Annotated in this window: 21 protein-coding genes and 1 tRNA gene; 9 read left to right on the top strand and 13 right to left on the bottom strand. The window is 34.5% G+C overall.

From position 1 onward, the window contains the following. Positions 1 to 123: 123 nt before the first annotated feature. The 7 genes from H7F21_RS10545 to H7F21_RS10515 form a co-directional block, all read right to left on the bottom strand. Complete coding sequence (locus H7F21_RS10545; RefSeq protein ID WP_185789255.1) at positions 124 to 759, bottom strand: response regulator; 636 nt, start codon at positions 757 to 759, stop codon at positions 124 to 126. Then, positions 756 to 2,684, bottom strand: coding sequence for a tetratricopeptide repeat-containing sensor histidine kinase (locus tag H7F21_RS10540; protein WP_185789254.1), 1,929 nt, complete (start codon positions 2,682 to 2,684; stop codon positions 756 to 758). The genes H7F21_RS10545 and H7F21_RS10540 overlap by 4 nt, the downstream gene beginning before the upstream one ends. Positions 2,685 to 2,719: 35 nt before the next feature. Next, positions 2,720 to 3,181 carry a hypothetical protein gene (locus H7F21_RS10535; RefSeq protein ID WP_185789253.1) on the bottom strand — a complete coding sequence of 154 codons (462 nt, stop codon included), beginning with the start codon at positions 3,179 to 3,181 and terminating at the stop codon, positions 2,720 to 2,722. A gap of 166 nt (positions 3,182 to 3,347) precedes the next feature. Next, entirely contained in the window at positions 3,348 to 4,097 is a 750-nt protein-coding gene (gene tpiA, locus H7F21_RS10530) for a triose-phosphate isomerase (protein ID WP_185789252.1), read from the bottom strand. An 88-nt stretch (positions 4,098 to 4,185) separates the two neighbouring features. Continuing rightward, complete coding sequence (locus H7F21_RS10525) at positions 4,186 to 5,259, bottom strand: ABC transporter permease (protein ID WP_185789650.1); 1,074 nt, start codon at positions 5,257 to 5,259, stop codon at positions 4,186 to 4,188. Positions 5,260 to 5,274: 15 nt separating this feature from the next. After that, complete coding sequence (locus H7F21_RS10520; protein WP_343067630.1) at positions 5,275 to 6,861, bottom strand: BT_3928 family protein; 1,587 nt, start codon at positions 6,859 to 6,861, stop codon at positions 5,275 to 5,277. A 120-nt stretch (positions 6,862 to 6,981) separates the two neighbouring features. Continuing rightward, complete coding sequence (locus H7F21_RS10515) at positions 6,982 to 7,527, bottom strand: DUF1599 domain-containing protein (RefSeq protein ID WP_185789251.1); 546 nt, start codon at positions 7,525 to 7,527, stop codon at positions 6,982 to 6,984. A gap of 76 nt (positions 7,528 to 7,603) precedes the next feature. Here H7F21_RS10515 and folP point away from each other — a divergent pair, with 76 nt between their 5' ends. The 5 genes from folP to H7F21_RS10490 are packed head-to-tail and all read left to right on the top strand — an operon-like array spanning position 7,604 to position 11,511. After that, complete coding sequence (folP, locus tag H7F21_RS10510) at positions 7,604 to 8,431, top strand: dihydropteroate synthase (RefSeq protein ID WP_185789250.1); 828 nt, start codon at positions 7,604 to 7,606, stop codon at positions 8,429 to 8,431. Beyond that, positions 8,432 to 9,097, top strand: a complete 666-nt coding sequence (locus tag H7F21_RS10505; RefSeq protein ID WP_185789249.1) for a hypothetical protein — start codon at positions 8,432 to 8,434, stop codon at positions 9,095 to 9,097. A gap of 34 nt (positions 9,098 to 9,131) precedes the next feature. Continuing rightward, positions 9,132 to 9,914, top strand: coding sequence for a diadenylate cyclase CdaA (gene cdaA, locus H7F21_RS10500; protein ID WP_185789248.1), 783 nt, complete (start codon positions 9,132 to 9,134; stop codon positions 9,912 to 9,914). Continuing rightward, positions 9,914 to 10,696 (top strand): DUF3667 domain-containing protein, encoded by a 783-nt coding sequence (locus H7F21_RS10495; RefSeq protein WP_185789247.1) that lies wholly within the window; start codon positions 9,914 to 9,916, stop codon positions 10,694 to 10,696. Before cdaA ends, H7F21_RS10495 begins: the two co-directional genes overlap by 1 nt. An 8-nt stretch (positions 10,697 to 10,704) precedes the next feature. Then, positions 10,705 to 11,511 carry a DUF3667 domain-containing protein gene (locus H7F21_RS10490; protein ID WP_185789246.1) on the top strand — a complete coding sequence of 269 codons (807 nt, stop codon included), beginning with the start codon at positions 10,705 to 10,707 and terminating at the stop codon, positions 11,509 to 11,511. On the opposite strand, the gene H7F21_RS10485 is transcribed toward H7F21_RS10490, so the two are convergent. Both H7F21_RS10485 and truA read right to left on the bottom strand, forming a co-directional pair. Beyond that, positions 11,508 to 13,283 carry an ABC transporter ATP-binding protein gene (locus H7F21_RS10485; protein ID WP_185789245.1) on the bottom strand — a complete coding sequence of 592 codons (1,776 nt, stop codon included), beginning with the start codon at positions 13,281 to 13,283 and terminating at the stop codon, positions 11,508 to 11,510. The genes H7F21_RS10490 and H7F21_RS10485 overlap by 4 nt on opposite strands. 26 nt (positions 13,284 to 13,309) lie before the next feature. Then, the gene (truA, locus tag H7F21_RS10480; protein ID WP_185789244.1) at positions 13,310 to 14,059 is read right to left on the bottom strand and encodes a tRNA pseudouridine(38-40) synthase TruA; all 750 of its coding nucleotides are present in this window, start codon (positions 14,057 to 14,059) and stop codon (positions 13,310 to 13,312) included. 105 nt (positions 14,060 to 14,164) lie between these two features. Between truA and H7F21_RS10475 the strand changes: the two genes are divergently transcribed. After that, on the top strand, positions 14,165 to 14,659 hold the full coding sequence (locus H7F21_RS10475) for a metallophosphoesterase family protein (RefSeq protein WP_185789243.1): 495 nt from the start codon (positions 14,165 to 14,167) through the stop codon (positions 14,657 to 14,659). A gap of 62 nt (positions 14,660 to 14,721) precedes the next feature. Here H7F21_RS10475 and H7F21_RS10470 read toward each other — a convergent pair whose 3' ends face one another. Further along, positions 14,722 to 15,132, bottom strand: a complete 411-nt coding sequence (locus H7F21_RS10470) for a DUF4293 domain-containing protein (protein ID WP_185789242.1) — start codon at positions 15,130 to 15,132, stop codon at positions 14,722 to 14,724. 218 nt (positions 15,133 to 15,350) lie between these two features. On the opposite strand from H7F21_RS10470, the gene rho reads away from it, so the two are divergent. Continuing rightward, entirely contained in the window at positions 15,351 to 16,958 is a 1,608-nt protein-coding gene (gene rho, locus H7F21_RS10465) for a transcription termination factor Rho (RefSeq protein WP_185789241.1), read from the top strand. Between the two features lie 143 nt (positions 16,959 to 17,101). On the opposite strand, the gene rpsT is transcribed toward rho, so the two are convergent. From rpsT to proS, 3 genes are all read right to left on the bottom strand, one after another. Next, positions 17,102 to 17,353 carry a 30S ribosomal protein S20 gene (rpsT, locus tag H7F21_RS10460; protein WP_185789240.1) on the bottom strand — a complete coding sequence of 84 codons (252 nt, stop codon included), beginning with the start codon at positions 17,351 to 17,353 and terminating at the stop codon, positions 17,102 to 17,104. Positions 17,354 to 17,377: 24 nt separating this feature from the next. Then, a tRNA-Glu gene (locus tag H7F21_RS10455) sits at positions 17,378 to 17,449 on the bottom strand. A gap of 109 nt (positions 17,450 to 17,558) precedes the next feature. Further along, positions 17,559 to 19,037, bottom strand: coding sequence for a proline--tRNA ligase (proS, locus tag H7F21_RS10450; RefSeq protein WP_185789239.1), 1,479 nt, complete (start codon positions 19,035 to 19,037; stop codon positions 17,559 to 17,561). 101 nt (positions 19,038 to 19,138) lie between these two features. Here proS and H7F21_RS10445 point away from each other — a divergent pair, with 101 nt between their 5' ends. Then, positions 19,139 to 20,254, top strand: a complete 1,116-nt coding sequence (locus tag H7F21_RS10445) for a hypothetical protein (RefSeq protein ID WP_185789238.1) — start codon at positions 19,139 to 19,141, stop codon at positions 20,252 to 20,254. A 43-nt stretch (positions 20,255 to 20,297) separates the two neighbouring features. Continuing rightward, positions 20,298 to 21,827 carry an OmpP1/FadL family transporter gene (locus tag H7F21_RS10440; protein WP_185789237.1) on the top strand — a complete coding sequence of 510 codons (1,530 nt, stop codon included), beginning with the start codon at positions 20,298 to 20,300 and terminating at the stop codon, positions 21,825 to 21,827. Positions 21,828 to 21,892: the final 65 nt, after the last annotated feature.

Below are 21,892 nucleotides of genomic sequence, written 5' to 3'. Positions count from 1 at the left end.
TTAAGTTTATAGCAAGTTCGTTACATTACTAGATAATTAGGTCAGGGCAATTACTGATATTTAAAAATTAAGGGAATACCCTTAGTTCAGCTTTGCAAAAGTTCGTTGAATGAAATTGAAGAATTAAAGCAAATTATTTTCTATTGCTGTTTTTATTATTCCCACACTATTTTTTGCACCAAGCTTACTCATAATATTCATACGGTGGGTTTCGACAGTTTTATGACTAATGAAGAGTTTTTCAGAAATTTCTTGTGTAGTTAGTTCTTCTGCAATGGCTTCAAGCACTTCTTTTTCGCGCCTGGTTAACTTTATCAAGAGATTGTTAGTGGTCTTTTTACCAATGGATTGATTGAGTAATTTTTTTTCGATATCGCGCTGCAAGTATTGCTCATCGTTAAGTACCGTTTTAAAAGCTGTCAATAATTCGAGTTTATCTGTATTTTTTAATAGATAGCCATCGGCTCCTGCATTTAGCATGCGCTTTATAAAAGATACTTCGTCATAATTGGAAAGCGCTATGATTTTTAGAATTGGGTTAGCTTTTTTAAGTGCTTTACATAAATCTATACCATTAATGTCAGGTAAATTAATATCTAGCAGCAAAATATCTGGCTCATCTTTTACTACTCCATTTAAAGTTTCTGAACCATTATTGTAAAGCCCTACAATTTTAATTTCCTTAGTATCACTGAGCATGGATTGTATCCCTTGTAATACCATGTTATGATCATCAGTTATTGCAATTTTAGTTATCATGCCAATGTATTTGTATTGATATCTATAACGAAAGATGTGCCTTTATCATCCGAAGTCACATCCACTTTAGCATTTAAATAAGACACTCTCGATTTTACATTTTTCAAACCTATACCGTCACTCTCCTCTGCATTCGTTGCGAAGCCTTTTCCGTTATCTTCAACCGTCAACTGAATGGTATCACTTTGATAGCTTATTTGCACAACGATCTCTGATGCATCAGCATGTTTTATGCTATTGTTTACTAATTCTTGTACAATCCTGAAAATATTTACTTCTACTTTTTTAGATAGATCAATAACAGTTCCTAAAGTTTGAAATGACACTTTGGAATCGTGAATGGCATTTGTAGTACTACAATAATCATCTAATGCTTCTACTAAACTAAAATTCTTGAGTGCCGGTGGCACCAAATTATGAGAAATCGCTCGAACCTGTTCACAAGATTTATCAATCATGATGACAGCTTCATTAATGACTTCATTGTTTTTCTCGAGCAATGAGGTTAGCTTATATTTTATCGCCGATAAATCTACATTAACGCCATCATGTAATTCTTTTGCAATTCGGAAGCGTTCTTTTTCTTCGCCCTCCATAAGCAACTCCAAGGTTTTTACTTGTTGTCCTCTTTTTAAACTTAAAATTTCTTGATTTTTATGTCTTTGTCTTTGCACAAAAGCTATATAAAAACCTAACAAAGTTAAAAACGCAGCTATGGATATTATGTATATCAATTTTCTATTCTGCTTTAATTTTAGATTAACAATTTTATTTTCACTTGCCAACCTATTAATCTTATTATTCTTTATTTCTGTATCATATTTAAAACTTAAATCATTTAAATACTTATTATTTTGATCATTAATAACTTTATCATTCTGCTTTTTTGCAGTCTTAAAATGGTTTAATGCCTTTATAGGATTTTGTTTCTTTAATTCTAAATCAGATAACAAGGTATAACCCTTAACCAAATTCCTTTGTAGATTATACTCTTCTGAAATCTTTATAGCTTCATTTATATATTGTGTAGCAATCTCTAAATTCCCTAATTCTAAATTTACCCAACCATAATTTATAATAACTGACGATATATGTAAAGGATATTCAGTCTTCCTTATCCTTGGTATTAAAGGTTCAATTAAGTTTTCTGCAAGAGCATAATTTCCTTTTTTAATTAATATTTGCGCCATACTGTTTTTGGAAATTATCCTCCCAAAATCTGAGTCCAATTGCTCATCGTAATCCAAGGCTTTTTCATAATATTCAAAAGCTTTATCTAAAAAACCCATCTCTTCATAAGCCACACCAATATTTTGATTATTTACTGCAAGTCGATGCGTATTATTAAGTTTTTGATGTATCGATATAGCTTCATTAAAATAATCTATACTTTTTTCGTATTGCTGTAAAATCATATAAATACTACCTATACTATTTTTAGTCCGTCCTAGATTGGCTTGAAAATAATACGACGAATCTGTAGTGTTTTCAGCAATTTCAAGCGACCTAAGATAGTAGTCGATAGCAGTTCTTACTTTTTCTGTTCTTTTATTTAATGCGCCAAGTTTGTTTAAATGCAATATCTGAAGAATGGGATTTTTAGCTTGCCTTGCTATTGCGAGTCCTTCCTCATGAATAACAGAAGCGTTTTTATAAATACGTCTATTTGCATAGTACATACCTTTTCCATGTAAACCATAACTAATTCCTAATAAGTAATTAACCTCTCTACTTTTTTTGATGAGGTAATTCATCTTTACAGTATCATTCTCAAATGTCTTGAGAGTTTCGTGGATTGTATCGTAACTAATTAATTTATTAGCCACTAAATCATCTATGATTTTGACATATTCATCAGTCTTATTTTGCGCATAACTGAAAAAATAATGTATAAGGAGTATTGATAGAGTTATATATCTTTTCAATAGAATTGATTTACAGCCATTTAAAGATAGTATTTTTAATCTGAAATTTTAGCCAGATGCAATATTTCAGGCAGACTATTACTATATAACTCTTCGAATTCTATAACAGTGGCATTGTCGTTGACATTAGTCACAATCCAATCCTCCACAAGATCACTTAATTCGGCATCTCCAAGATCATCGAGATCAAAATCGGTATAAACTATCCAAGCGCTTTCATTATTGATAATATCCTGAAATACTTCAACCAAAGTAGTTTGGGAATTACCTCCATAAGCTACAACGGCGCTTTCTTCCTCAACATCGAATGTAAACTCATAACCATTAAATTCTGATGTGCGATTGCTATTTTCATCTGAAAAGAAACTAATGCGCCAGGTACCATCTAACATTTCGGGTGAAAATTCTGTCTCTGAATTTCCTGAATTATCATCATTGCTACAGTTAAAGAGTAATAGCACTAAGACCAACATTGCAATTTTTGGAAAAGATTTCATATAAATCAATTTATAATTAGTAGCTGCAAGCTAATTTGAAATAAGATGAAATAGTTAAGGGCATTCCTCGATTTATGAAAAATCAGGGAATACCCTTAGAGCGAAAGTAATGAAGTAAAAGATTGCCACAAATTTGCTCAAGCAAATCTTCGCAATGACGTTATTTTTAAAATGCGTTGACTATAGCAAAAAAATCCTCCGCTTTTAGAGATGCTCCACCAATAAGTCCACCATCTACATCTGGCTTACCAAAAATTTCTTTGGCATTATTTGGTTTTACACTTCCTCCATAAAGAATAGATACTGAATCAGCAATTTCGCTTCCGTATTTAGTAGCTAAAGTTCTTCTGATAAACGCGTGCATATCTTGTGCTTGTTCAGGTGATGCAGTTTCTCCTGTACCAATTGCCCAAACGGGTTCGTATGCCAAAACGATACTTTTAAAAGCATCAGCTCCTAAATGAAATAATGCATTTTTAATCTGGTTTTCTACAACAGCTTCTTCATTACCTGCCTTTCGATCAGAAAGTTCCTCGCCAAAGCAAAAAATTACCCGCATGTCATTTGCCAAAGCTGCATCTACTTTTTTTGCCAGTGACTCATCCGTCTCATTAAAATAAGCACGTCGCTCGCTATGTCCTAGAATTACAGTTTTGATTCCTAGACTTTTCAGCATGCCCGCACTCACTTCACCTGTGTAAGCACCCTTTTCTGCAAAGTGCATATTCTGCGCCACCACTTCGATATCATCTTGTCTCGTAGATTCAAAAGCATGCCATAGATTTGTAAATGTTGGTGCAATCATAACCTCAGCATCTGAAGTTTTGGTTTGCTTTTTTAATTCCACAATTAATGACTCTGTCTGAATCAGACCGTTATTCATTTTCCAGTTACCAGCGACTATATGTTTTCTCATGTTATGATGAATTGAATTCTACTTTATATTAAGGTTACAAAAATAAGATATTAAAGGACAAAGGCTGTTGATAATTATCATCTTATTACTAGGCTAGTTTTACTCTTGGGTCCAACCAAGCATAAACCAAATCAACCAAAATATTGATTGTGATAAAAACTATGGCAATTACCAAAACCGCCCCCATAATTACTGGTAGATCCAAAGTATTTAAGGCGTTGACGATTTCTTTCCCCAAGCCATTCCAACCGAAAATGTATTCTACAAACACAGCACCTGCCAACATGGATGCAAACCAACCTGAAATTGCAGTAACAACAGGATTTAGAGCGTTCTTTACTGCGTGATTTTTAATCACTTGATATTCGCTTAAACCTTTTGCTCTAGCCGTTCTTATAAAATCTTGATTCATGACTTCCAACAAAGAATTTCGCATTAATTGAATAACTACGGCTAGGGGACGAATACCCAAAACTATAGCTGGAAGTATTAAGTTCTTCCATTTAATGGTCATTTTCTCACCAAAGTCATCTAATTCATATAGACTACCTGTCATTTCTAGATTCGTGTATTTATGCAATACAAATCCAAACAACCATGCAAATAATATGGCACTAAAAAACGATGGTACACTCATGCCAAACGTACTTAATATCTGAATGGTTTTATCTACCCAAGTATCTTTATATAAGGCTGAAATAATTCCGAATATGATACCAATAAAAATAGCAATGATTATTGCAGAAACTGCTAAAACAAACGTGTTAGGAATAGTTTCACCAATAATCTCTGTAACCTTTTTTCCCTGTTTCGTAAACGACTCCCTTAAATAAGGGGTCTTAACAACGGTCGTTGTATTGCCAATGGTGAACAATTTAGCAGCATTATACTTATTAGGGCTTAAATGAGTGTAATCTTCTGAAGTATTAGAATGGAATGAAATGGGCGACAAATCGTTCAAATAATACAAAAATTGAGTGCCAAGTGGTTTATCAAATCCATACTTCACTTTTAGAACCTCGACTTGCTCAGCGGTTTGATTCTGCCCAAGCATCATTTTTGTAGGGTCTCCAAGTTTATTGAACAAAAAGAAAATAACCGTAACAACACCAAATAATGTGATGAAGGCATAGAAGATTTTATTTAGTAAATAATTTATCAGAATTCAATTATTTAATTATTCTACTTTACAATTATATTCTTCTGAATAATATTTGATTGGATTGTTTTTCGCAAACTCTTTTCCAATAATGGATTCACAAAATCTTTCTGTATCACTTTTAATAATAAGTTCTAACTTTTCAAAAAAGCCTTCAGCATATTCTCCATCTGCGAAACTTGATAATTTTATACTGGGCGTGTAAAAAACCTCATCTTTTTCCGAAATAACCTTCTCAAAAATCAAGTCTGTTGTTTCATAAAAAAAACCCGTTTTTGCCAATTTATGTTCAGGACCAGTTGTAGCATAATAAAAACCAAAATCTTTATAATTATCAGGAACTAACTTTAACAATATCGAATCTGGGATATTTAGCTTATTTAGATAATATTCTGAAGCTCTATATAGATTCTTTTCATAATCAGTTTCATAAAGAGACTCATTGGCAAAAGATAGCACAACTTGTTGCTCAAAATCATTAACGCTTTCTTCATTAGAATTTTCAATCTGGCTCAAATCTATGCTTTCAATATCATTCCAATGTGCTTTATTAACCACTGTTCCTTTTTCCAAAAGTACAATTCCAGGACTAGCGCGGACAATGGTCTTAACGACTTTCTCATCACAGAGGTAAAAATCAAAAATTAAGTTGTAGTCCGACTTCACCTGTTGTTTTTCATCTTGACCGGAAGATGTTAACCCAATAACGGTATATCCCTTTTTAATGGCTTCATCAGTAAATGTCTTAAGTTTAGCAACACCATCCGCTTCTGCTGAAGAGATGTTATACATAGCTATTATGATAAGGTGTTCTTTCTCTAAGAAATACGATGTTAAATCCTCGTCATCAGACTCAATAGAAAAATCTTGTATTGGTGGAATGTAACCTTCATCAATAGTTTTGGTTTCTACACCAACATACTCACCATCCACACTCGGATAGCTACCATTAGTCACAAATTCCTGTTCCTCGCCATTAACACTAAATGTCCATGTATACTCCAAGACGGGCTTTTGAGCATCTTCTGGAGTTATCATTTGTTCTTGGAGATTCTTTCCAATAGCGTAAGCCCTAAAATCAATAGCTGGTAAATGCATTAATACATGATATCCAAACCATAAGGATATCATAAAACTTAACAGTGCAACGACGGTTGTTGGTAATTTTGAAAAGATGGGCTTGATATATTTTAACCCAAAAACTAATATGAGAATAAGCAACAATAATATCACATCTTTGGTAAAGCTTTCCCAAGGTGTTAGTTTAAGGGCATCTCCAAAACAACCACAATCTTTAACCTTATCGAAATATGCCGAATAAAATGTTAGAAATGTGAAAAACACGATCATTGCTAACAAACTGTATACTGTAAACTTAGGTTTGTAACCTATTAAAAGGAACACACCTAAAACAACTTCAAACACCACAACAAAAACAGACAACAATAATGCATACGGAATTAAGAATTCCATATTCAAAACATCTGCACCAAAATATTCTTGTAGCTTGTATGAAAACCCTAAGGGATCATTCAACTTTATAAATCCCGAAATAATAAAAAGGACACCAACGAATATTCTGCTTATTTGTACTAAGTATTTCATACTATTTTGGGTGGCTGAGGCTCTCGAAGCCACATTGCTTAATGTTTATAGTCACTTCGAGAGCCTCAGTGACCACATTTTACTTCCAAAATCAATTGCAATTTAGTCCTTGATTTTTGATTATTTACTTGATTCACCAAGGTGAATCAAAGCAAAAACCGCATAATTAATCATATCTTGATAATTGGCATCAATGCCCTCACTAACAAGCGTCTTGCCTGCATTATCTTCGATTTGCTTTACACGTAATAACTTCTGCAAGATTAAATCCGTTAAGGAACTCACACGCATATCACGCCAAGCTTCACCATAATCGTGATTTTTATCTTGCATTAATTGTTTGGTCAAAGCAATCTTCTCATCATAAAGTTCAGTAGCTTCTTCAGTATTTAGATCTGGCTGTTCTACAACGCCTTTTTCTAATTGAATTAAAGCCATGATACAGTAATTGATGATTCCAATAAATTCACTCACTTCACCCTCATCGACCTTTCTCACAGCATTCTGCTGTAGACTTCTTATTCGTTGTGCTTTTATAAAAATTTGATCCGTAAGTGACGGTAATCTTAATATGCGCCAAGCACTACCGTAATCACTCATTTTATTTACAAAAAGCGATCTGCATTTGGAAATTACAGCATCATATTGTTTTGATGTATCTTGCATCTAAAGCTATTATTTTGCGTAAATTTCGCTCAAATAGTTTAATGTTCAAAGTATAACGATTAAAGTTTTCAACGAAATGACCATCAACTGCAAAGGACAACTCATAGACCTTTCAACACCCAAGGTTATGGGTATCCTTAATGTGACTCCAGATTCTTTTCATGATGGTGGACGCTATAAGGATGAATCCTCTATTTTAAGACAAGTTGATACCGTGCTTAATGAGGGCGCTACCTTTATCGACGTGGGTGGCTATAGCTCAAGACCTGGTGCGGACCATGTTAGTGAAACGGAAGAATTGAAGCGTGTACTTCCGGTTATTGAATTGATTTTGGACCGATTTCCTGAAACATTGATTTCCATTGACACCTTTAGAAGCTATGTCGCCAAAATAAGTATTGAAGCTGGCGCAGCTTTGATCAATGATATTTCTGCTGGACATCTTGATGAAGACATGCTAGAAACAATTGGACAACTAGGAGTACCATACATTATGATGCACATGAAAGGTAATCCCAAAACCATGCAGGAGGAAACTGCTTATGATGATTTGGTAAAAGACATTAATTTTTATTTTGCAGAACGCATTGCCCAAGCACATGCAGAAAAGATCAATGATATTATTATAGATCCAGGTTTTGGATTTGCTAAAACTCTTGAGCAAAATTATGAGCTATTACATAAACTAGAGCTATTACAACTCACTGACAAACCAATTTTAGCTGGAGTTTCAAGAAAATCAATGATATACAAAACACTTGGTACAACTTCCGAAAAAGCCTTAAACGGTACCACAGCTTTGCATATGGTAGCCTTGCAAAAAGGAGCAAAAATATTACGTGTTCATGATGTGAAGGAAGCTATGGAGTGTGTCACCTTATTCAACCAACTCACCAAAAGTTAAATGAAGCCCTACGCCTATTTACTGTTAATCCTATTGATTTTTAATTGTAATAACGAACGCGTATTACAACTTCCTGAAATCGAAAATGCTGATATTACTGAAGTTTTGGATGTATCTCCTGCTTATATTTTTTATGATGAAACTGAACCAGACTCCACACTTTTTAATCGAAAAAATCTAATTGGAACAACGAACTGGTTAGTGAATGTAGACAAACGGTTAACATTACAACAGGCTATTCCACATATTCAATACTTGCAAAATAAACGCAAAAAAGAGTCTATGCACAAAAATGAGGAAGCCAAGAATTATTTTACCTGTAATGATACAAGTATTGGGAATTTGGGATTTTTGGAGTTTACAGATATAATTTACAATGACGATAAAAAAGAGTTCTTAGATAAACAAAATTTATGCCTTATGACTATTGACAGTCTTTCGAACATATCCTTTTCGACGAGCATAGATTTAAACATACAATTTTCAAAAGAAAATTTTAATTATGCTTACAATGATTTTATAAAAAAAGAGTATGGTGATTCCGCAAAAATTGTATTGTTCTTTAAAAATTCAATGAGTTTTCAAGATTACATTTCAATAAAATCAGAATTATCACTACTTAACAATGGCAAAATCATTATTGACAACAATGAATTCATTTATTAACATAAATTCTTAAATTAGCAAAAAGCACTAACCTTTGGAAAACTTACAACTTTGGGATTTTAGATTTATAGATTTTGTAGACGTTTTCCTTGTCGCCATTCTACTCTATTACATCTACAAACTTGTTAAAGGTACGGTTGCTATTAATATCTTTATTGGTATCCTTATCATTTATTTTGCTTGGCGTCTTACCGATTACCTGCAAATGCACATGCTTTACAGTATTTTTGATGGGTTTATGAAAGTGGGTATTATTGCACTTATTGTGGTCTTTCAACCAGAGATCCGGAAGTTTTTATTACTTGTAGGCTCTACCAATATTGGTGGTAAAAAAGGGATCTTCAAAAACTTTAAGTTCCTCAAAAACGATGACCAAACCACTACAGATGTGGATGCTATCATTAAAGCGTGTACCAAAATGGGCACTACCAATACTGGAGCATTAATTGTGATTGAGCGCAACAATAATCTCGACTTTTTAACCAATACGGGCGACGAGATGAACATCCTAGTCTCGCAACCTATTATAGAAAGTATCTTTTTTAAAAATAGCCCTCTCCATGATGGTGCAATTATAATAGACAATAATATCGTAAAAGCAACACGTGTTATTCTACCTGTTAATAACGAAAAGAATATTCCTGAGCGTTTTGGTTTGCGCCATAGAGCAGCTATTGGTATTACGGAAAAAACAGATGCCCTCGCCATTGCAGTTAGTGAAGAAACTGGTCAGATTTCATACATAAAAAACGGAGAGTTTGTCATGTTTAAAGACACTGATGAGCTTACTTCAAAAATCAAAAAAGATCTTGCTTAGTGACCTGTAAAAACTGTTATAAAACACTGAAGGAATCACAAAACTTTTGTGATGACTGTGGTGCTAAAGTGATACGAAATCGTTTAACACCAAAAGTTCTTGCAACACAGGTGAATGAGCAATTTATCTCTATCGACAATAAATTTCTTCGCACTTTTATTGATCTTTTTAAAAAACCGGAAAAGGTAATAGACGGCTATGTCAATGGTATGCGCAAAGGATATATCGACGCTTTGCAATATTTTGCTATTTCATTAACATTTGCAGCAGTACAAGTGTTTCTTATGACCACTTTTTTCAAGGAAGCCTTAGAAATCGATTCTGAATTTTTGACGAAATTATCTCAGGCTCCGGGCAATGAAAATAACCCTTTTATAAATCAAGACTTTGAGAGTACCAGCAATTATCAAGGTCTTATATATATTTTCACACTGCCATTGTCTGCATTCTCAACTTGGTTTGCATATTACATAGTTAGCGATAGGCGCTACAACTTCACTGAGCACTTCGTATTAAATATATATTTCTCAGCTCAGACAATTATAGTTATTGCTATTATCAGTATTGTGTTTTTGTTCTTTGGAATTAATTATCTATTAGCATCAATGATCCTTACGCTACCTATGTTTATATATTTATGGTTTGTGCTCCATCGTGTTTTTAGAGATGTATTCTGGGACAGCTTTGCTAAATTCATACTTACAATGGTTATTTACACTATTATTTTTGGAGCAATAGCTATTTTAATAGCAATAATTGGCGCCCTAATCAGCTTATTATAAAATTTTGTATGAATTGCAAAAACTGCCAAACCGAACTTCAAGAACTAGATGACTACTGCAAGAGTTGTGGTGGTAAGGTTATTAGAAAGCGGTTGACATTTAGAAATCTCTTCGAACATCTTAGCGAGACTTTTTTTAACTATGATAATAAGCTTCTTAGAACTATAATTCACCTGTTTAAACAACCTGAGGATGTTATAGTTGGCTATATTGATGGTGTACGAAAAAAATATGTTAACCCCGTAAGTTTATTTGGGCTGGCACTCACCCTATCTGGCATTTACATTCTTGTTGTAAATAAATATTTTCCGGAAATGTTTGACTTCTCTACCCTAACAGTAGAGGGCCAAGAGGAATTTCAACAAAAAAACATGCAGTTTGTGCAAGAGTATCAATCCATAATTGTAATGCTTTATGTTCCTATTTATGCTTTAATGGCCAAAGTGGTATTTTTTGATAAGAAAAAATTCAATTACACAGAGCTCTTAGTGGTATTTATATATATACAAGCACAACTATCTATTGTAAGCTCTGTTATTGTTATTGCCCTTGGCGTACTAGGACTATCAAGTGGCATTGTTGGAATGGCTATGATACCGCTTATGATTTTATATTCTGCACATTGTCTGAAACGTATATACAATCTTAACTTTTTAGATATAACTGTGAGAACTTTATTATTCGGTGTTGTATTAGCTATTACATTTGTAATAATAACCGTTCTCATGTTAGTTATCATGTATTTTAATGGTGACCTTAAGGAAATGGTTGAGGCCCAAAAAGCAAAGGAAATTATCAAAGACAGTATCAACTAAACAACCTCAGCTTTTAAAAACTGAACTTCATACAAGTTTTTGTAATAACCACCTTTCTTTTTAAGCAATGAACTGTGTGTTCCCATTTCGACAATTTGTCCAGCATCCATAACGATAATTTTATCCGCTTGCTGAATGGTTGCTAAGCGATGTGCAATCACTATGGAAGTTCTACCTTTAGTAATGGTATCTGTCGCATCTTGGATCAATTGCTCTGAATACGAATCCACGGAAGAGGTAGCTTCGTCCAATATTAAAATACTTGGGTTAGTCACATAAGCTCTTAAAAATGAAATCAATTGGCGTTGACCGGAAGATAGCATCACACCCCGTTCTTTAACGTTATAATGATAGCCACCTGGCAGTGTGGTAATAAACTCATGTATACCAATTGCTTTCGCAGCCGTAATCACATCCTCTTCCGTAATATATTCATTATTGAGTGTAATATTGTTTAAGATAGTATCAGCAAACAAAAAGACATCTTGAAGTACAACAGCAATTTGATTTCGTAATGAGCTTAAGGTCATTTCCGTTATATCAATACCATCTATCTTTATATGTCCAGAATTGATTTCGTAAAAACGATTCAATAAATTAATTATGGTTGATTTACCAGCACCTGTTGCCCCTACGATGGCTACTGTTTCTCCAGCGTCCACATGAAGCGAAATACCTTTTAAAACTTCTTCGTCCTTTACATAAGAAAATCGCACATTATCAAATTCAATTTCACCTTTAAAGTGATTGGCCTCAATAGTACCGACATCATCAATATTCGAATCTGTATCCAAAACTTTAAACACTCGATCTGCTGCTACCATTCCCATTTGTAGTGTATTAAACTTATTGGCGATTTGATATAATGGTCTAAACAACATTGGGATAAACATGGTAAAGGCAACTAGGTGCCCTAGCGTAGTACCTGGATTCTCGGAAACCACATCATAACCACCAACTAAAATGACCATGGCTAAAGTCAAAGACGATACAAATTCAGCTATAGGAAAGAAAATGGAATTATACCAAACCGTTTTTAACCAACCTTTTTTATGACGCTCATTAATGGCCTTAAACTTTTTATATTCCGTCGTTTCACGCGTAAACAACTGTAGAATTTTCATCCCAGTCACACGTTCTTGAACAAAGGAGTTTAGATTAGAAACTTCGGTGCGTACATCTTCAAATGCACGTTTCATATACTTCTGGAAGACCTTAGTTGCAAAGACTATTATTGGCATCGTTATGAATACGATAAGACTTAACTTCCAATTCATGAATAGCATAAAGCCTGCGACAACTGCCATTTTTAAAATATCACTAAAGATCATAAAAAGCCCTTGACCAAAAATATCGGCAATCCGCTCCATATCCGTTACCGCTCTTGTAATCAAAACACCAACAGAAGATTTGTCAAAATAGGCCATTCTAAATTTAAGCATATGCCTAAACAATTTCACACGTATATCCTTAACAACAGACTGACCCAGCCAACTGGCGTAATAGATAAACAATAATTGGCAAATAACTTCAATGACTAAAAGCCCAAGCATAATGCCAATGTAGAACAGAAAACCATCATACTTTTTCTTCGCAATTTGGGTATCAACTGCTTCTTGCAACACATATGGTCTCAGTGCTCCAAACACTGCCAGGCCAATCACACAAACCAAAGCTATAATAAAAACTGTTCGGTATGGTTTTATATAGTCCAGTAGTCGCTTAAAAAGCGATACGTCAAATATTTTCTTTTTAGTTTCGTCTTGTGCCATATTCATTTCCCGAATTATCGAGAATATTATCTTTTTAACCTAATGTTTTCCGGATATTCAACATTCACCAAATATAAACCATGTGCAGGAACTGAAAAACCAGCATTACCTCTATCTTTAGAAGCTATAATGTTATGTAACTCCGTAGGCCGCAACTTTCCAAGTCCAACATTAACCATCGTACCAACCACAGCCCTAACCATATTTCGCAAAAATCGATTCGCCGTAATTGTGAATAAAAGCTGATTGGGATCTTCTGTCCAGAATGCCTCCTTTATATCACAATAATACGTTTTTACATCTGTATTACTCTTAGAAAAGCATTGAAAATCTTTATACTCTAATAAAATATTGCAAGCCTCGTTCATGGCATGAACATCAAGAGGTAATTGCACTTGATAAGCAAAGTCATAATCAAATACATTTTTCGAAGTTGAAATCTTATAATGATAAGTCCTACTCAAAGCATCAAACCTAGCATGTGCTTCATTATTCACTTCAAAAATATCAAAAATGGCAATGTCTTTTGGCAAAAACGAATTCAGTTTATATACCAAATGTTCTGAATCGAAAGCATCATTACAATCAAAATGTGCAAACATTTGTGACGCATGTACACCAGCGTCTGTTCTGCCTGCGCCAATTATTGAAACTTCATTCCTTAAAATAGCGCACAATGCCTTTTCCAAAACTTCTTGCACAGAAATAGCATTGGGCTGATTTTGCCAACCATGATAGGCTTTACCATTATATGCAAGCTTAATGAAAAATCGCAATGGAAATCTTACTTTTGTGAATGCACAAAGATAACTTTATTCCTGCGAAAGCAGGAATAGCATTAACAAAACATTAAACTTGAAAATCATCCTAATCACGCACCTTTGAAAAAGATACTCTTACTATCAGACACCCACAGCTATATAGACGATCAAATACTAAAGCATGTGCAACAAGCCGATGAAGTTTGGCATGCTGGCGATATTGGCGATCTAATAGTTACGGATAGTATTAAAATGCTTAAACCTTTAAAAGCTGTGTATGGTAATATTGATGATGCAAAAGCTCGGACAGAATTCCCTCTTCATAACAGATTCCTGTGTGAAGACGTAGATGTTTGGATAACTCATATTGGTGGTTATCCGCCAAAATACAACAATCGAGTACGAGAGACTCTGACGACAAATCCTCCAGACCTATTTATATGTGGTCATTCGCATATACTCAAAGTCATGCCAGACAAAAAAATGAACTTACTCCATATGAATCCAGGAGCAGTTGGTAAACATGGATTTCATAAAGTTAGAACCATGTTGAGATTTAAAATTGACGGCAAACAAATAAAAGACTTAGAAATTATTGAATTTGAAAAGCGGTAAAAATGAAAAACCCAGACGGCAGCGTCTGGGTTTTTCGCACTAATACTACTAAGATTTTAGGTTCATCGTAATCGATCTACAGATTTTACGAGATCTTCGTCCTTTTTAATAGCCTTGTTAGCCAAGACTAAACACACAATAGAAAAAATAGGAAGAAGAATCCCAATACCTTTCTCAGAAACGTTAGTTTCTCCAGATAAATTTAGAGATTGATAAACAAAGATTCCTAGTAAAATAAAGTTTAATATTATATTGAGTCGCCCCATTACAAACTGGGACTTTCTATTCTTAAAACTACATATTGAAATTAAAGATAATAACGCAGAAGCCAAGAATAAACAAAGGTATAAATAGTCGTCTTGAGCAAAGATTTGAACATCTTGTGCATTAGTCCACAAATGAAACACAAATATTAAGCCCCCAGAAATCCCGGCAGCTAATAATAAGTAAAGTGTCTGTATGCGTTGTATCATTATCTTTTTCTAAAAAAGCTTTGCAAAATTAGTAGTTTATTTTTTAAAAAGATAGAAATATATTTAAAATAAAATTGTATTATTGCAATAGAAAGCCGTAACGAACTGGATTACATCTTTCTAATCTTCCAAATTAATTTCACTTTTTTTCTTTTTATTTCATCTAGAAAATCTTGAATTAATAATATCAAAATTATAATACATTATATCACATACGAATGTTTGAAATTTCACAGTTAAAAGCTAAGAAGCTTCCTGAATTACAGGACATAGCTAAACAACTTAATGTACCCAAGTACCGTTCCATGAAGAAACTAGACTTGGTATATCAAATCTTGGATTACCAAGCAGCTAACCCTAAAGCTATTAAAACTAATAATATTGATTCTGATGCAAAATCAGAATCAAAACAAAGTAAGCCACAACGCGAAAGGGTTCAAAAAAAACCTGAAGACAATAAAGAGCAAAAGACTTTAGAGTTTTCAGATAAAAAAGAGGCTCCTAAGTCTAGTAATGACAAGCCTAAGCCTAACACCAACAATCAAAATAAACCACAAGACAATAAGTCTAATGATCGCAGTAACGATAATAGACGTCCTAATCCAAAGAACGATAATAGACAAAATCGTCAAAAGGATAATCGTGGTAATACTCAAAAGAACAACGGCAACAAGGATAACAGAAATCGCTATCGTGAGCCTGATTTCGAATTTGATGCCATTATAGAAAGTGAAGGCGTATTGGATATTATGCAAGACGGTTATGGCTTTTTAAGATCTTCGGATTACAATTACCTTACATCTCCAGATGATATTTATGTATCCCAGTCCCAGATTAGATTATTTGGGTTAAAGACAGGTGATACCGTACTCGGTCATGTTAGACCGCCTAAAGAAGGAGAAAAATATTTCCCATTAATTAAGGTCAGTAAAATCAATGGACAAAAACCAGAAGTTGTTAGAGACCGTGTGGCTTTTGAACATTTGACACCTCTTTTTCCAAAAGAGAAATTTAATTTAGCAGACAAGCAGGCGACTATTTCTACTAGAATTATGGATTTGTTCGCGCCTATTGGTAAAGGACAGCGTGGTATGATTGTATCACAACCAAAAACAGGTAAAACTATGCTACTTAAGGATGTTGCTAATGCTATTGCGGCAAACCATCCAGAAGTCTACCAAATGATATTACTTATAGACGAACGCCCAGAAGAGGTTACGGATATGCAACGTAATGTAAGAGGTGAGGTTATTGCTTCTACTTTTGATAAAGAAGCTCATGAGCATGTAAAAATTGCAAATATCGTTTTAGAGAAAGCAAAGCGATTGGTAGAATGTGGCCATGATGTCGTTATTCTATTGGATTCTATTACACGTTTAGCAAGAGCTTACAATACAGTGCAACCTGCATCTGGAAAGATACTTTCTGGTGGTGTAGATGCAAACGCCTTGCACAAACCAAAACGTTTCTTTGGTGCTGCTCGTAATATAGAGAATGGTGGATCATTAACTATTATCGCAACCGCATTGACCGAAACAGGTTCCAAGATGGATGAAGTTATCTTTGAAGAGTTTAAAGGAACAGGTAATATGGAACTACAGTTAGATCGTAAGATTTCTAACCGTCGCATATTCCCTGCTATTGATTTAACGTCTTCAAGCACAAGACGTGATGACTTATTATTAGATGACAATACCATTCAGAGAATGTGGGTGATGCGCAAGTATTTGGCCGATATGAATCCTGTAGAAGCTATGGAATTTATAAATGATCGCTTCAAGCAAACGAGAAATAATGAAGAATTCTTAATTTCCATGAACGGATAAGAAACACTTCCAAGCATAAAATAAAAACCTTGAGCAAATAGATTGTTCAAGGTTTTTTATGGATTTTATTGAAATCGTAGCTATAACAAAAAAGCCTCTCCTGACAAGGAAAGGCTTTTTAATATCTTAGTTAAGAATCTACACTATAATGCAGCAACGTGCTTTGTTAATTGAGATTTTAAATTACCTGCTTTATTAGAATGAATCACATTCTTCTTTGCCAATTTATCAATCATACTAACAACAGAAGGTAACATCTTTTGCGCTTCTTTAGCATCAGTTATTTCGCGTAATTTTTTAATAGCATTACGAGTTGTTTTATGCTGATACCTATTAAGTACACGTCTTTTTTCGTTACTTCTAATTCTTTTTAATGCTGACTTATGATTTGCCATTATATTCTTTCTTATTAAAAATTGTAGCCCGTAGGGGAATCGAACCCCTCTTACCAGGATGAAAACCTGGCGTCCTAGCCGATAGACGAACGGGCCATTTGGTTATTTACTAATTCAAATGAACCTACAATGTTTCCATTGCGGATGCAAAAATACAACTATTTTTAAATGTTGCAACTACTAATATATATTTTTTAAAAATTTTTTAGTAGGCTTTTGCAAAAAGTACACGTTGACTCGATGGATTACCTGTAAATACACAGGTCCCCGACTCTTCTTTATTGTCTAAGGGAATACATCGTATAGTCGCTTTAGTTAATTCTTTTATTCTTTGTTCCGTTTCTGCCGTACCATCCCAGTGCGCCGAAATAAATCCAGTTTTAGTTTCTAATACCTTTTTGAATTCTTCAAAATCATCGACTTCAGTTATATGAGAATCTCTGTATGTCAAAGCCTTATTGAATAGACTCTCTTGAATTTCCTCTAGCAAATCTTCTACAACCACATTGATTCTATCCAGTATAACCGTTTCTTTTGTAAATGTGTCTCTTCTAGCAACCTCCACAGTATTATCTTCGAGATCTTTAGGTCCAATAGCTATTCTTAATGGTACACCTTGCAATTCATGCTGTGCAAACTTTGCACCTGGACGAAGCGTATCTCTTTTATCAAATTTAACACTTATACCTCTTTCCTTAAGGTCGCTTATAATTTCATCAGCAACTTTCGATACAGCATTAAACTGTTCTTCATTTTTATATATTGGTACAATTACAACTTGATAAGGCGCCAAATTTGGTGGTAAAACTAAACCTTTATCATCACTGTGGGTCATTATCAAAGCTCCCATGAGTCGCGTGGAAACTCCCCAAGATGTAGCCCATACATAGTCTAGTTTTCCTTCTTTATTTGTAAACTTTACATCAAAGGCTTTTGCAAAATTCTGTCCTAAAAAGTGAGATGTCCCAGCTTGTAATGCCTTTCCATCTTGCATTAATGCTTCAATACAGAACGTCTCTTCGGCTCCTGCGAAACGTTCGCTCTCAGTTTTCAATCCTTGAATAACTGGGATTGCCATGAAATTCTCAGCAAAAGTTGCGTATACCTTATTCATTAATCTCGCTTCTTCAATTGCTTCATTTTTAGTTTCATGAGCGGTATGGCCTTCTTGCCATAAAAACTCTGCTGTGCGTAAAAACAATCTTGTACGCATTTCCCAGCGTACCACATTGGCCCATTGATTGACTAAAATTGGTAAATCCCTATAGGATTGAATCCAACCTTTATAGGTATTCCAAATAATAGCTTCGCTCGTAGGTCTTACCACTAGCTCTTCTTCTAACTTCGCCTCAGGATCAACTCTGAGTTTCCCCTCATTGTCTGGATCATTCTGCAATCTATAATGTGTAACAACTGCGCATTCTTTAGCAAAACCCTCAGCATTTTTTTCCTCTGCTTCAAATAAGCTTTTAGGCACAAATAATGGAAAATAAGCATTCTGATGCCCTGTTTCTTTGAACATTCTATCTAATTCAGCCTGCATCTTCTCCCAAATTGCATAACCATAGGGTTTTATAACCATACAGCCTCTAACAGCTGAGTTCTCAGCGAGATCAGCTTTTACAACCAATTCGTTATACCATTTAGAATAATCTTCAGCTCTACTCGTAAGATTTTTACTCATTTTCAGTGTTTTGGCACAAATATTGTGACTATGTTAAATAAACAAATAGTTCCGCAAAACTAACTATTTTTGCTATGTTCAACAATAAAATAAAAAGAGATATGCAATTTAAAACTATTACAAACCGAAAATTGTCATTTTTTGTTGCGCTCGGTGTACTAACCGTGTTAACATCATGTGGATCCTTTCAATATGCAGGATACGACAATGATGGCATTTATTCGTCAGATACTTACAACGAAGAAACTGTTGAACAACCTGCAGCAACTACATCTGCAGATGATTCTGGTTATTATAAAAAATATTTCGCAGAAAATTCGGCAGAATTAGAAGCATTTACTGAAGAAAACGAAATATTCACTGATATCGACTCTTATGAAGGCAATTACCTTGAAAGGGCTCAAGACACTATCGAACAACGTCCTATATATGGAGGTTGGGGACAAGCTAACGATAACGTTACCATAAACATTATTGACAATGGTTGGGGTGTTTGGAACGACCCATGGCTTTGGGGAGCAGGATGGGGTTGGAATAACTGGGGTTGGGGACAACCTTGGGGCTGGAATCGTTGGGGTTGGAATGCTGGCTGGGGCTGGGGTCTTGGATGGAACAACTGGGGTTGGAATGCTGGTTGGGGTCCAGGATGGAACAATTGGGGCTGGAATGCTGGTTGGGGTCCAGGATGGAACAATTGGGGTAGGAATGGATATAATAGAAATAATAGGTTTGCATTTAATAATACTAGAAGAAGTTCACTCTACAACAATAACAATATAACTCGAAGAAATAGGAGCAACGCGGCCTTGTCGAGACGAGATTATTCAACAAGTAGGTTATCCAATGCTACAAGAAGCACTTCTAGAAATACTCGAGCAAGAAGTTCTAACTCTAGAACAAGAAGCATAGGAAATACGCGAACAACTAGATCAAATACTAGAATAACAAGACCGTCTAGAACGAGCAGTTCATCCAGATCTATTAGATCGACGAGAAGTACGAGGTCGTCTGGTTCGATTAGACCATCAAGAAGTTCTTCTTCTAGGTCGTCTGGCAGTGTAAGATCATCAAGGAGTTCTTCTTCTAGATCCTCTGGTTCTATTAGATCATCAAGGAGTTCTTCTTCTAGATCATCAGGTAGTGTAAGATCATCCGGTAGTTCAAGATCTTCAAGTGGATCAAGATCTTCTAGCGGAGGAAGACGCGGTAGAGGATAATTTTTAATAACCTATTTTTCAACTAATTTTTTAAGTTTTTAATATGAAAAAATTACTTATGTTATGCATAGGCTTGGTTTCCTCATCCTATGTTTTAGCTCAAGATATCACTGATGCAGTAAGGTATTCAATGGATGAAATCAAAGGAACTGCACGATTTAAAGCTATGAGTGGAGCTTTCGGAGCACTAGGTGGAGATATGTCTGCTGTTAATATCAATCCAGCAGGTTCAGCAATATTTAATAATAGTCATGCTTCCGTTTCTTTAGGCTTGTCTAACAAAACCAATGATGTTGCATATTTTAATGGTTTAAATTCTTCGTCGAATTCTGATTTTGATTTAAATCAGCTCGGCGCAGCGTTTGTATTTACCAATTCAGATATCAACTCTTCTTGGAAAAAATTTACATTAGGAATAGCTTATGACAATACGTCTAATCTAAATAATGAATGGATAGCGTCTGGAACAAGTTCTACATCACTCGATAATTATTTCCTTTCTTTCACTAATAATAGTGAAATTCCATTTGGAATCTTGAAGTTACAGCCTGGTGAATTTATTGAAGAAGCCTATGCCGATATAGGTACAATTCCTGATAATGGATATGCCATTCAACAAGCATTTCTAGGATATTGGTCGGGCATAATAGATCCTGTTAATCTTGATGACAACACTAATAATAATGAAATCAACTATCTGTCAAATGTAGCTCCAGGAAGTTTTAATCAAAACTACCTTTATTCAGAAACGGGCTACAATGGCAAATTGGCGTTTAATTTTGCCACAAATTATGATGATAAATTCTTTTTTGGATTAAATCTCAACGCTCATATCATAGATAATGAAAGGTATACGCAACTAAACGAAACTAACTCTAATGATGGCTCTGTCGTCAATAATTTGCGATTTGACAATTTATTATCCACAACTGGAAGTGGTTTCTCATTTCAACTTGGTACAATTATAAAATTAACACCAGAACTAAGAGCAGGTGTATCATATAACTCTCCTACTTGGTACAGAATTAGCGAAGAGTTAATTCAAGGCATTAACTCAAATAACGCTGATCCTGATATTAACTTCATAAGTGATGTGATAAATATTTATCCCGAATACAGATTGCAAACCCCTGGGAAAATAACAGGAAGTTTGGCTTATGTGTTCGGTAAACAAGGGCTATTTAGTTTTGATTATTCAGTTAAAGACTATAGTAATACTGAATTTAGACCTATCTCTGATTCTGTTTTCTCTGGATTAAATAATGATATAAATAATACCTTAACTTCTGCCGCCACATATAGATTTGGTGGAGAATATCGTCATAAAAGGATGTATTTTAGAGGTGGTTATCGTTTTGAAGAAAGCCCATATAAAGATGATAATTTTTACGGCAACTTAACCGGCTACTCATTAGGGTTAGGTTATACTTTTGGTGATTTTAATTTAGATGTAGCTTTTAGTCAAGCCGAAAGAGATATTAATCAACAACTTTATAATGTTGGACTAACGGAATCCGCTTTGATTCAAACAAAGTTTACAGACGTCATCCTAACTTTAGGTTTTAAAATTTAGTTATAAATAATTATATAAAAACACCAAGCTCGAATGTGACATTCGAGCTTGGTGTTTTTTAAAGG

Origin of the sequence: Winogradskyella flava (assembly GCF_014243395.1) — a bacterium.
Classification (GTDB): domain Bacteria; phylum Bacteroidota; class Bacteroidia; order Flavobacteriales; family Flavobacteriaceae; genus Winogradskyella; species Winogradskyella flava.
This window is presented reverse-complemented; position numbering and strand designations above follow the sequence as displayed.